Raw genomic sequence first — 13,665 nt, 5'->3', positions numbered from 1 at the left:
TTTTCAGCAAATCCAGACAATACAAATCCATCATGCAGGATCGTGTCGGCATTGGTACGATGGATCCTGCGGAGCGGCTTTCGGTCAATGGCAATGTCCGGGCGAAGGAGGTGAAGGTGGAAATGGCCAACTGGCCGGATTATGTATTCGGAGCTGGGTATGACCTCATGACACTCCCGGCATTGGAGTCTCATATCAAAACCCACGGCCATCTGCCGGGCATCCCCAAAGCCCGGGAGGTGGAAGCCGAAGGCATCGGTCTGGCTGAGATGAACCGCAAACTGCTGGAGAAAGTGGAGGAACTGACATTGCATCTGATTCAGCAGCAGAAAAACATCGATTCACAGGGAGAGGAGATCCAAATGTTAAAAGTGCAATTAAATAACCTCAGATAATGAACAGCTATCACAAAATGAAAAAAACACCTCCCCTCTTGACGTTGATCGCGTTTGTCTTATGTTTGGCAGGCGGAGCCGATGCGCAGACTACCCTGCATGGCAACTACAAAGCGGTTACCATTACCATGGATCAGAATGTACCGTATGCCAAAACACTCATCCTGCTACACGAGATGCACAATGGATCCAATATCGCAATAAACTATGCTGTTGGTACCATCATGGCAATCAGGGGTTCGACCAATGCTTATCAACGGCTAAATGTCGCAGATATCCGTTCGTCATCGGCTTATAATACTACCAGAGCCTCATTGGCATCTTTTGATGGGGATGCGTCTAGTAGTACGGCGGTATGGGCGCTGAAAACGTGCATGTACAACGGGAAAAAGTACCTTGCCTTGCATGTACCTTATCTTGCCGCCCAGCATTCCGCAGGTTACCATTTCGTTGGCTGGATAAAATCGACCGGGGAAACATTGAAAACAGTGACCTACGATATCAACGGTGTTCCGCAAAATCAAGATGTGCTGACAAATATCGCGGATTACACACCGGACATGGCTGAAAACCACCTTGCCGGTAGACTGCTGGTGAGCGGCAATGTCGGCATCGGTACCAGAAACCCCCAAGCCAAACTTGCCGTAAACGGCAACATCCTGGCCAAGGAAGTGAAGGTGAAAACGGATATCACCGTGCCGGACTATGTATTCGATCCGGAGTATGAATTGTCCCCGCTGGCCGAAGTGGAAGCCTATGTGAAGGAACACCGGCACCTGCCGGAAATCCCCCCTGCCAGGGATATCGAGAAAGACGGCCTTGACCTCGCGGAGATGAACCTGCTGCTGCTGAAGAAGGTGGAGGAACTGACGTTGCACATCATCCAACTGGCCGGAAAGACGGATGGCCTCGAAGGGGAAAACCGCGAACTCCGCAAACTGTACGAGGAACTAAAATCACACAAATAACCGAAAAAACATAAAGCATGGAAAACCTGAAATCACTGGCCATCATCCTGGCCACATCGGCCGCCATGGCTATCCCCAGCCCAGGCAGGGCCCAGGGGCCTGGCGGAAACCAAAGCCTTGCCCCACGCTTCAGTCTGGCCCAGCCTTCGCCGGAAGCTGCGGCCATCATGAAGTATGGCAACATCCCGGTAGACCTGTACTCGGGCGTTCCCAATATCGCGATACCGTTGTATACCATACAGCTGAAGGATTTCGAACTGCCCATCACGCTGACCTACCACGCGGGGGGTATCAAGGTGGATGAAATTGCAAGCAACGTCGGCCTGGGGTGGACGCTGAACTACGGCGGCATGCTCACCTCGCAGGTGCACGGGCTGTCGGACTACGAGGTGAACGGGGGATGGCTGGGTGCCCCTACACTCCCGCAGACGGGTGTGCTGCGCACTTTCTGGACGCAGTTCGATGCCTATGAGACGGATCCGGAATACCTGTTCATGAAGGATGCCGCCGAGGGGGTCATCGACACGCAGCCGGACCTGTTTTACTTCAACCTGAACGGGAAAACCGTCAGGCACTTCTTTTCGCAGTCACCGGGATCGGCGCACACCATGCCCTTCGGCCGCTTTGATATCACCAGCAACTCGATAAAGGACGGCGATGACGTCACCTACACCTTCGGGCAGGAAGAAAGGACGACCACCAACCTCAGTTATTCGGGCTACGAGGAGATAGGCATCGGCATGCGCCCTTCCGTGCAGCAGTCTGCCTATTACATCAGCGGCATCGCCACGCCACACGGGGAAAGCATCGCTTATACCTATGATAATTACGACTATTCCTTCACCAACCAGGTGTCATCGACGCGGTATGTGCACGTGACAAGCGGACCGACGGGCTGCCCGATAGTACCCACGACCAAGTCAACGAACAGCACCTCGCTGGTCAACGGCAAGCGGGTGAAGACGATAACGACCAGCGCGGGCGTGAGGCTTACGTTCACCTACGGGCATGTCCGGCAGGACATTGCCTCCGGGGCGGCAGCGGCGCTGACGGGGATTGTGGTGTCCAACACCAATACGGGGGCCGTGCTGAAGACCATCACGCTGGCGTATGATTACTACCGGTCATGCGGCACGACCTCGACCGATCCGGACTGCAACAGGCTCAAGCTGGTTTCCGTGCATGTGGCCGGGGAAATGCCCTATACCTTCGATTACAACACGACGGCGCTGCCCAAGCGGCTATCTTTCAACCAGGATCACTGGGGGTATTTCAACAACGCGAGCAACAGCGTACTGTTTCCCACGGATGTGCCCCGGGGATTTACTTCCGGGGCCAACCGCAACGCGCACAACACCGCCGTCGCCGCGGGGGTGCTCCTGAAAATCACGTACCCCACGGGCGGGACCACCGAATTCCAGTATGAGCGGAACCCATCCAGCAGCGGCCTGCGTGCAGCCCGGATTACCGACAGCCCGCTGGTGGGCGTGCCCGTGGTGAGGCACTACCAGTACGGGCCCGAATCACAGTACTACTTTCCGGCCTACTATTACTTGTTTTACAAGGATAAGATTGAAGGTTCCACCATCACGGACTGCCCGTACTATGCGCAGTCGGTATCGAGTTTCACACCGCTTGGCAACGGCCATGCCGGTGGGGCGGCTTACAGCCGGGTGCGTGAATACGTTGATTCGGACACGAAGGGTTATACCGATTACCGGTATTCCATTGACGGGGGCTCGGGCGGCGTATCGTGGGGGTACCCCTACGCCCCGGTGGTCAAAAGCTTCTGGGTGGAGGGCCTGCTGCTGGAAAAGTCGGCCTACCGCTGGGATGCATCCGCCTCGGGCTGGAAGCCCGTGAGCCGGGAGGTGAACACCTATAAAACAGCTTACGGGAGCGCGGCCACGGGGCCGAATGAGTTTACGCTGCGGGGCGTCGCGATAGCGTATCGCAAATTGCCCATGTACGGGCTTGCGGCCCGGGGCCCGGAGTTCGATGTATCCTTTTACGAAATGCATTCCTCGTGGAGCTACCCCACCCGGAAAGTGGAAACATTCTTCGACCCGGCCGATTCCACGAAAAGGAAGACCGTGGATCACCGCTATTACTACGACAATCCCAACCATATCCAGCTGACCCGCCATGTGATAAACAACAGCCTTGGCGACAGCCTCATCGTCTACAACCGCTATATGCAGGACGTACAGCCGACGTGGGCGCACCTGTCCACACCGGTGGCGGAGCGGCGGACCATCCGCAAAACCGGTGGCACCGAACGTCTCGTGGAGGGCGAAATCGTGAGCTACCAGAACTGGCCGGGCATATTTCCGACAAGCTACCGGAAACTCGCCATTACGAGCCCCGTGGCACCATCCTCAGTGCCGCTGTATACGGGCGGGACGCCCGACAGCCGGTACGAGCAGCGGGAGAGCTACACGTACAACGGCAAGCTGCTGTCGTCCCTGAAGAAAGATGGCATCACCACCACCTACGTATGGGGCTACGGCGGCGAATATGTGGTGGCTGAGGTGAAGAATGCATTGCCCGCGGATGTTTCCGGCACGGGTTTCAGCCAGTCCGTGCTGACCAACGTAACCTCCACGGAGGCGGCCAAGGAGGCCGAGCTGGCGAAAATACGCAACCACGCCTCGATGAAAAAGGCCGAGGTGACGACCTACACGTTCAAGCCGTCGGTCGGCATGAGCAGCAAAACGGACGCGACGGGCCGCAGGACCAGCTACGAATACGATGCGTATGGCCGGCTGGTGCGCGTGAAAGATCACTTCGGCAACGTGCTGGAAGACTACAGGTATAATTACAGGCCATAAACAGGTACAGCCATGGAAATAACGAACTATAAAAACAGGACATTTGCGGCCACGCTGGTGCTTGTGCTGCTTTCACCGGGATTGCGGGCGCAACTGGTGCTGAACAAGGTAGGCGCTACGGGCGAACACACGGCACCCACCACCATCACTTTAAGCCCGGGATTCCAAAGCACGGGCAACTTCCGCGCATCGGTAGCCCCGGCAGCCGCGACACTGGGGAATGCGGCGAGCACGGGCCAGAATTTCGTGGAAAAGACGGTCTACCTCCGTGCATTCGGGGATGCACCACCATCGGCAAGCTCACAGACGGTAGCCCAGGCCATGCGCGACATCACATACCTTGATGGGCTGGGCCGCCCCATGCAGGAAGTGGGAGCCAGGGGGGCTGCGCGCATTTCGGGCAGCACAACGACCTACAGCGACCTGGTGCTACCCGTCGATTACGACGTGCACGGGCGCCAGCACCGGGACTACCTGCCCTACGCCACCGCGACGGGCGTAGGCGGGGCATTCAAGACAAACGGGGTGACGCAGCAGGCATCGTACTACAACAGCCCGCCCCCGGGCTCGGGCGTATCGTCGATAGGCATTGTATCCGGCATGGGCACACCGTCTTTCGGTGAGCGGAAGTACGAGGCCAGCCCACTGGACCGCGTATCCGAGCAGGGCTTCCCGGGCCGCGCGTGGCAGCCCGGGAGCCGTACGGCTAGCGGCGGGCGCACGGTGATGACGGCCTACGCGGTGAACGACGAGGCGACGGGCTTCGGCACGAACAGCCGCCGCGTGGCGCGGTACAAGGTCACCATCAATGCCTCCACGGGTGCGCGCACGCTGGCAATAAGTGGCATCTATGCCGCTGGCGAGCTGGAGGTGACCATCACGCGGGACGAAAACTGGGTCGATGCGGATGTGCGCAACGGCACGTCGGAAGAATACACGGACAAGGAAGGGCGGACGGTACTAAGGCGGACGTACAACGGCAGCGAGGTGTTGAGCACGTATTACGTATACGATGATTTCGGGCTGCTGTGCTTCGTGCTGCCGCCGGGCCGGGATTCGCATTTCAACCCCGACGGGACGGCGGTGCCGACCTCCGCCCAACTGGCGGCATTCTGCTACCAGTACCGCTATGACAGCCGGGGGCGCATGGTGGAGAAGCAATTGCCGGGCAAGGGCCGTGAGTTCCTGGTGTACAACAAGCTGGACCAGCTGGTGGCTACGCAGGATGCCGAGCAGCGGACGAAGAGCACGCAGCAATGGAAGGTGATGAAGTATGACGTGCTTGGACGCGTGGTGCAGACCGGGGTATGGGCATTCGGCGCGGCGAATACCGACAACCGCACGGCGGTGCAGACACAGGTATACGCACAGGCCGAAACCAAACAGTGGGAGGAGCGCAACACAGCGGGGACGGCCTATACGAACCAGGCATGGCCCACCTCGGGGATGACGGTGCATACCGAGCAGTTCTACGACGACTACAACGTGGCGGCTTTCACGGCACTCCCCTCCGCATACCGGCCGGGGGGCTACAGCACCCTGACGAAGGGGCTGCCGACGGTCTCGCGGGTGCTGGTACTGGGTACATCGCAATACCTGTGGGGCGCGGTGTATTATGACGACCGTGGCAATGCGGCGCGGGAGGTGAAACAGCATTATAAAGGTGGCAGCGGGGGTTATGCCACCAACAACTACGACGACATCGCCACGGAGTACAGCTTCACACGGCAGGCGCTGGCCAGCACGCGCAGGCACTACGCCTCGGGGAGCCTTTCGGTGACGGTGAAGACGGAGCATACCTATGACCACCGGGATCGCCCGGTGGATACATGGAAAACACTGAACCCGACTACAGGCACGCGCACGCTCATTGCACGCAACACGTATAACGAGGTCGGGCAGCTGTACAGGAAGCAGCTGCACAGCACCAATGGCACGTCGTTTGCCGATTCGGTGAAGTACACCTACAACCCGCGGGGCTGGGTGCTGAGCACGGCATCGCCGAAGTTCAGGCAGACGCTGCTATACGAGGACACGACGGCGGTTGCGATGCGGCAGTTCAACGGGAACATCAGCCGGCAGAGCTGGCGGCACGGCACGGGTACGGTGCAGAACTACAGCTATACCTACGACAGGCTCAACCGGATGCTGACGGGCATGGGTACGGGGAGCAAGAGCGAGACGGTGACGTATGACCGCAACGGCAACATCGCCACGCTGAAGCGCGATACCGATCCGGTATGGACGTACGGGTACACCGCAGCGGAGGGCAACCGCCTGCGGACCATCACCGGTGGCAGCGGCACTTACCTGTACGACCTGAACGGAAACATGACCCGTGATGCCCGGCAGGGAATAAACATCACCTACAATGAGCTGAACCTGCCGGCGTCCATGAGCGGGAGCGCCACGGCCACTTACACGTACGACGCCACGGGGCGTAAGCTGCGTTCGGTGATGATGGGCATCACCACGGACTACATCGACGGGATTGAATGGGAGGGGACTGATCTGAGCCTCATCCACATGGAGGAGGGGCGGATACTGCCCTCGGGCATCTACGACTATGTGCTGCGTGACCACCTGGGCAACACGCGGAGCGGCTTTGCGTCGGATGCCACGGGGTCGGCAAAATTCGTGGCGGATTACCGTCCTTTCGGTACGGTGTATAACCAGGGTAGTATACCTTCCCCAAAAAACCGCTATCTTTACAACGGCAAGGAACTTCAGGAGGGCTCGGAGTATTATGATTACGGTGCAAGGTTCTATGACCCGTACATTGGCAGGTGGGGGAGTGTGGATCCGTTGGGGGAAACATTTGATAATGTATCTCCGTACAACTATGCAATGAATAACCCCATGAGGTTCGTAGACCCTATGGGGATGGCAGCCATAGATACGACGATGCTTCAGGAAGTCGTTATCTGGGCAGAGAAGACATGGAACGAGACCGACTTTTTGAAGTTATTCGGGGACTTCATGTCCGGCAATCAAGTGTCGGATATGGAGCGTTCCTTGGACTTGTATGAAACGGAAGGTTTTAACTCGTATATTTACAGTCAGATAGGGAGTGCCCACAGGGATGCCATGTTTAGCATGATGGGTCAGTATCAAGCTCGGAGAGGTTTGAATATAGGTACAGCTAGAGGAACTTTGCGATTTGCAAAGAAAATTAGCCGACAAAAGATGGTGAGACACATAAAAGGTACTGCGCCGAAAGACAAAAGTTATTTTGATAAGATGGAGGATGCGCAGGCCGTATTAGACGCATATAACTCTGGTAACTATAAACTAATTAGTGAAAATCTATCAACGAATTCTGTGACAATAGAGGTGAATGGCATAACCGGACAGTATGTAAATGTTGGCAATCCTAATGGACTGCCGGATTTAAATTTATCCACAAATAAATTTATGATTCAATCAACAACAAGTCCTAAAGTTGTACCTGTAAATCCAAAAAAATAGTTTTATGATTGAAAAGACCCAATTATTGTTATCAGCAAACAGAGCTTTATTATTTAACATTATTAAAGCTGTAAGATTCATTTTCGTTAAGGTAGAGGATTCTATTCTTTTATTAAATGTATTTACCGAAAGGAGTTTAACTGATGACGAAAAAGACATCTATTATGCGATGGCAGGTGAAATATCAGGGGATTTTGAGGAAATTGATGATAGTTGTACGAATGTCACTTTTATTGTAACTGACGACGAATTTGAGACGATTGAACAGGACGGACAATTGGTTTATGCAAGGCATGAAGAGCGTTGATAGATTGGAACCTTTTCGCCCGATGCAGTGGCACCAATACGGATAGTTGAAAAATACGGTTTGATTTATACGTTGGATAATAGGCGATTGAAAGCATTCCAGGACGCTGGTATTCCGATTAACTATCAGAAGTTGGATGCAATCCCTACGACTGAACTTCGGAAGTTCAGTACTGAAAATCAAGGAGTGTCAATCGAGGTTCGTGGTAGCAACAGATAAGAAAAAGACTATGGATATTTTGAAACAAGCAGAAACGATTGAGAGCAGGAAAGATTTTGTCGAATTCATGCAACAACTATTCAGAGACATATCTGATAACCCTCAAGATTGGCATAATGATTCTTTAGAACAATATATTGATGGTTTGTGGGGATATAGTATTTCTTTGGAACACGACAAGCCAACATGGAGACTTTTTGCCCAAATGCTCTTAGCAGCAAGAGTTTACGAATAGTTTAGCTACCGTAACTTTTGCTGCCACAAAATGTACTGAGCCCGGCCGTTTATACGCGCCGGGCTTTTTTGTTGTGCGCCCAGCATGGGCGATAACTCTAGGGTGCAAGTCCCGAACACGCCCTAGCAGTGGGAAGTGTTAGCCAATAGCAAGGGTGTCCATCGCAAGGTGGGATCTGAAGGAAGCCGGCGGCAAATTCCCGGCCTAACGGACAGAAACTACATACAAGGCCAAAGTTGCCGAGATGAGGTTGCAACACAAACCAAAGTCTTATACTGCTCGGAGGCAACATGGTAGATGTAGCAGGTATGTGGGAAGAAAGTTATCGCTCTTACCTGGGGAGGTCTCACGGACGTGCGGACGTTTTTTTTTCGGAAACACGGCTGAGCACCTATTACGTATACGATGATTTCGGGCTGCTGTGCTTCTTGCTGCCGCCGGGCCGGGGTTCGCATTTCAACCCCGACGGGACGGCGGTGCCGACAACCGCACGGCGGTGCAGGGACGGCCTATACGAACCAGGCATGGCCCACATCGGGGATGACGGTGCATACCGAGCAGTTCTACGACGACTACAACGTGGCGGCTTTCACGGCACTCCCTGCGGCATACCGGCCGGGGGGCTACAGCACCCTGACGAAGGGGCTGCCGACGGTGTCACGGGTGCTGGTACTGGGGACTGCACAGTACCTATGGAACGCGGTGTACTACGACGACCGCGGGAACACGGTCCGTGAATACCGGCAGCACTACAAGGGCGGTGGCACGGCGGGTGCGAACAACTACGACGACGTGGCCACGGAGTACAGCTTCACACGGCAGGCGCTGGCCAGCACGCGCAGGCACTACGCCTCGGGGAGCCTTTCGGTGACGGTGAAGACGGAAAACACTTACGACCACCGGGATCGCCCGGTGGATACATGGAAAACACTGAACCCGGGTACAGGCACGCGCACGCTCATCGCGCGGAGCGTTTACAACGAAGTCGGGCAGCTTTACCGCAGGCAGCTGCACAGCACCAACGGCACGACGTTTGCCGATTCGGTGAAGTACACCTACAACCCGCGGGGCTGGGTGCTGAGCACGGCATCGCCGAAGTTCAGGCAGACGTTGCTATACGAGGACACGACGGAGGTTGCGATGCGGCAGTTCAACGGGAACATCAGCCGGCAGAGCTGGCGGCGCGGCACGGGTACGGTGCAGAGCTACGCCTATACCTACGACAGGCTCAACCGGATGCTCACGGGCACGGGTACGGGGAGCAAGAGCGAGACGGTGACATATGACCGCAATGGCAACATCGCCACGCTGAAGCGCGATACCGATCCGGTATGGACGTACGGGTACACCGCAGCGGAGGGCAACCGCCTGCGGACCATCACCGGTGGCAGCGGCACTTACCTGTACGACCTGAACGGAAACATGACCCGTGATGCCCGGCAGGGAATAAACATCACCTACAATGAGCTGAACCTGCCGGCGTCCATGAGCGGGAGCGCCACGGCCACTTACACGTACGACGCCACGGGGCGTAAGCTGCGTTCGGTGATGATGGGCATCACCACGGACTACATCGACGGGATTGAATGGGAGGGGACTGATCTGAGCCTCATCCACATGGAGGAGGGGCGGATACTGCCCTCGGGCATCTACGACTATGTGCTGCGTGACCACCTGGGCAACACGCGGAGCGGCTTTGCGTCGGATGCCACGGGGTCGGCAAAATTCGTGGCGGATTACCGTCCTTTCGGTACGGTGTATAACCAGGGTAGTATACCTTCCCCAAAAAACCGCTATCTTTACAACGGCAAGGAACTTCAGGAGGGCTCGGAGTATTATGATTACGGCGCAAGGTTCTATGACCCGTACATTGGCAGGTGGGGGAGTATAGATCCGTTGGGAGAAAATCATTTTAACTTAACCCAATATAACTATGTGATGAACAATCCGATGAGTTATATTGATCTTTTTGGTTTGGATACCTTAAGCGCGGAGAACATTACTCCTGAAGACTGGTATAATTTTAATGCGGAAGAGGACGTAATCAAAATACCGGAAGTGGAAATTACGTCCAATAAAGGAGGCACAGATTGGAAGGGTATTACTTCAGACGTTTTAACAGCGTTTGAAGTCGGTAACAAAACAAAAGAAGAGTTATTGGACTTTGCCGTTAGAAATAACTTTAAAAGCAATAACACTCGACAAGCTTGGGAACGTTTAACAAGGAATCAACAAATCTGGCGTCAAAAGCGTACGTTGGGTAAAGCAGGGTACACATACCTTAGAGGGGTAAAAATAGTGGGTAGAGGGGTGACAGGAGCTAATGTTGTCATTACTGCCCTGCAGACGGGAGGGGATATAGTGGACGGAAGATATTATGCAGCTGGGGCTCGTTTAACAGTTAGTGGGATTGCTGCAGGAGCAGCTTTTATACCGGTAGTTGGTTGGGGCGTGAGTATAGGAATAGGGGTCGCCGATGCTGTTTGGGGAGATGAGTTTTACAATTATGTAGAAGATACTTTTGGGAACTAATAATGCTATATAATTCTTTGTTTATTCATTCGTATATATTGGCCCTGCGCTCCAAGAGCAATCAGGATATGCCACTTTTCATTCCGGTTATGTTGATAGGTTTATGTTTGGCATTGAACCTTATGTCAATCCTCTTTTTTGTTGAAGGTGTGACAACACAACGTTTGGAAATCTTTAACAACAAGAACGAATATGTCGTTGGAGTTTTGATATATTGTTCGGTTTTCTTGTACTACCTCCACAAGAAGCGATATAAACGAATATTTGAAACCTATAAAGCCAAACATAGCGAACCACCAGCTATTTGGTGGTCAATCATGGTCGTAGCTTTATATTATTTGGTAAGCGTATTTATCGTATTCCTATCGGGCTTTTATAGGAATAAGGATTGGATATTCTCAGGGTTATAATCTTGTCTCGTCCTGAAAAAAGTTAATTACTGGGACTACACAAAAGGGAAACGAAAAACAGGGTTGGGGAAAAAAGATGCAGTGCCGATAAATTAAGTTATAGGGTTATCCATTTAAGTCACAAATAGTTGTTTATGAGGATAATTTTCTGTAAATTGTATTCAAAATCAGGAGAGATGTGAATACTAAAAGAACTTGATAGACAGATATTTGAGCGTCGGTTTGGGGATAACAGGTCTTGTTATGAATTTTTGGCCGAGCTGAAATGGGATGAAGGTTATCATTGTAATCGTTGCGCAGGTACATCCTACATCAAAGGCAAACAACCCTGTAGCCGCAGCAAATGTGGTTATGACGAGTCAGTAACCAGTGGCACGATAAACTGAAATTCGAACTGCGCAAGGCGATAAGCATGCTTTACGATATAGCCACCAGTAAAAAATGAGCCAACAGCATCTGGCTTGCCGAACGCTACGGCGTAAACCAGAAGACAGCCTGGTTGTTCCGTCAGAAAGTTCAGCTTTCCATGGAAAGCGGCAAGCTACACCCCTTGGAAGATGAGGTTCATGTGGATGAATTCGAGATCGGAACACCCAGTCGGGGGAACAGGGCCGTAGCAAGAGCGAGAAGAAAGTGCGTGTGGTTGTAGCCTTCGAGCATCGTGATGGCAAGGCAGGCAGGGGCTATGGCCGTGTGATCGATGATTACAGTTCCGCTTCGCTCAAGCCGATCTTCGATGACCATATCAGCAAGTCGGCGACCATCAGGCTGACGGGTGGACTGGCTATTCGCTAATCAAACAGGAATACAAAGGTCTGACACAGGTGGTGTCGGACAAAGGAAAGAACTTTCCCATGCTGCACATACAGATCAGGAATTTTAAGAACTGGCTCCAGGGGGGTGCATTCCTATTGCAACAGGGAGTACCTTCAGCGGTACATTGATGAGTATTTCTTTCGGTTCAACAGAAGAAATCACAGGAAAACAATACTTGATAGGATTATCGAAAGATGTGTGAAGCATCCGCCGACCACATATGCCCAGCTAAAAGTGTTTGCGAACTAAATGGGTAACCCTATTAAGTTAATTATGAATCAGAGCATAGAAGAAAAGTTAAAGGAGTATTCTTGGCACGATTGCTCAGTATATTCCATTCGATTTGATGATAGTTTTTCGTTAGACATTGATTATATATTCGTCCTTTCCCAAAAATGAAAGCTGATAAGTGGAGTAGCCCACAACGGGGAAGTTCGAAACGAGGCTATAGGATGGACAATGAGAGTCATCCTAACAGTACTAACCCGGCTGAAACTGGCTCTCATATTAATTGATGGGATTTTACCAAAGGGAAATTTAACGATGGCCGTGGCCCCGGCAGGAAAGGAGCAATAAAGATTGACTGATGGAACCGTTTAAGATTGAAATATTCAAGGAAGAAAACCAGGGAAAGGTCTTTGACTTCGTGTCTCTCGATGAATTTGAATCGGGTAAGGTCGTAGGTATGTTGTTGTCTTTGACGGGGATTACAAACAATAGGATTGAAACGCCAGTCCTGTTCAAACACCTCGAAAGATACATCCCTAACAAAGTTAGATATGATGACAAAGGTGCGGGACGAGACTTTCTGCAATCACTTATGTCTGAACTGTCTATCAAAGGTTCAGCCTCAAGTTATATCATCTGGGATATGGTAAGCCGGGTTGATGAATTTAAAGTCGAGAGCCTGATTGATGACTGGGACTATGTATGGTATGATACGTCAGATGAAGCGATGGTCATTTATATTCCCGAAAACAAGACTGTGTTGCTGGTAACGGACCACGGCTATGCGGCCTATAAAAAATATGAATAGCAGGATAAATTGATTGTCAGCCCGGCCATCTGAACAGCACCCCAAAAGTGGACACAACTTTTGGGGTGCTGTTCATGAATGTTCAGTTGGACAATCGGAGACGAAGATAAGGTATAAATAATATGACTGCTAATAATTTTAAGGTTTGGGAACAGGCTGAAAATTTGTCTACCCAAATGTATTTCGTGGAATTAAAAGATTCATTTGGAAAGCTATCAATTTTTTTGAAAGACATTAACGCTCCGGAGAATACCTTGGAAATTAGATTTAGCGGAATTTTAGGATATAGAGTTTTTCAGGAAGGGGCGAGGCTAAGGTTATTGAACCAGGACTCAACTTTTGGGCTAATCAATTATGATACTCCCTATTTGCTGGACAACTTTTGCACTAAGTTAAGATATAATCACGACACATTTTTAATTTGCTGATAGAACCTTTCATCGGGTGT

Annotated in this window: 8 protein-coding genes and 1 pseudogene; all 9 read left to right on the top strand. The window is 52.4% G+C overall.

Annotated elements, in window-relative coordinates; translation table 11 throughout:
* Positions 1-395: pseudogene (locus tag BMW65_RS23595) on the top strand (hypothetical protein); the annotation flags it as partial.
* A gap of 17 nt (positions 396-412) precedes the next feature.
* A complete protein-coding gene (locus tag BMW65_RS23590; protein WP_143054010.1) occupies positions 413-1,363 on the top strand; it encodes a hypothetical protein in 951 nt (316 codons plus the stop codon).
* A 65-nt stretch (positions 1,364-1,428) separates the two neighbouring features.
* Complete coding sequence (locus BMW65_RS23585) at positions 1,429-4,194, top strand: RHS repeat domain-containing protein (protein WP_177181294.1); 2,766 nt, start codon at positions 1,429-1,431, stop codon at positions 4,192-4,194.
* 12 nt (positions 4,195-4,206) lie between these two features.
* Entirely contained in the window at positions 4,207-7,662 is a 3,456-nt protein-coding gene (locus BMW65_RS23580) for a DUF6443 domain-containing protein (protein ID WP_090609455.1), read from the top strand.
* Positions 7,663-7,666: 4 nt separating this feature from the next.
* Positions 7,667-7,969, top strand: coding sequence for a MafI2 family immunity protein (locus BMW65_RS23575; protein WP_090609454.1), 303 nt, complete (start codon positions 7,667-7,669; stop codon positions 7,967-7,969).
* Positions 7,970-8,198: 229 nt separating this feature from the next.
* Positions 8,199-8,423, top strand: a complete 225-nt coding sequence (locus BMW65_RS23570; protein WP_143054009.1) for a DUF7660 family protein — start codon at positions 8,199-8,201, stop codon at positions 8,421-8,423.
* Between the two features lie 405 nt (positions 8,424-8,828).
* Entirely contained in the window at positions 8,829-10,955 is a 2,127-nt protein-coding gene (locus BMW65_RS23565; RefSeq protein ID WP_090609451.1) for an RHS repeat-associated core domain-containing protein, read from the top strand.
* A 1,043-nt stretch (positions 10,956-11,998) separates the two neighbouring features.
* Positions 11,999-12,160, top strand: a complete 162-nt coding sequence (locus BMW65_RS24380) for a hypothetical protein (RefSeq protein WP_177181293.1) — start codon at positions 11,999-12,001, stop codon at positions 12,158-12,160.
* 607 nt (positions 12,161-12,767) lie between these two features.
* Positions 12,768-13,217 carry a hypothetical protein gene (locus BMW65_RS23555; protein WP_090609447.1) on the top strand — a complete coding sequence of 150 codons (450 nt, stop codon included), beginning with the start codon at positions 12,768-12,770 and terminating at the stop codon, positions 13,215-13,217.
* The last annotated feature ends 448 nt before the right edge of the window (positions 13,218-13,665 follow it).

It is taken from the genome of Parapedobacter koreensis (assembly GCF_900109365.1).
Taxonomy (GTDB): Bacteria; Bacteroidota; Bacteroidia; order Sphingobacteriales; family Sphingobacteriaceae; genus Parapedobacter; species Parapedobacter koreensis.
This window is presented reverse-complemented; position numbering and strand designations above follow the sequence as displayed.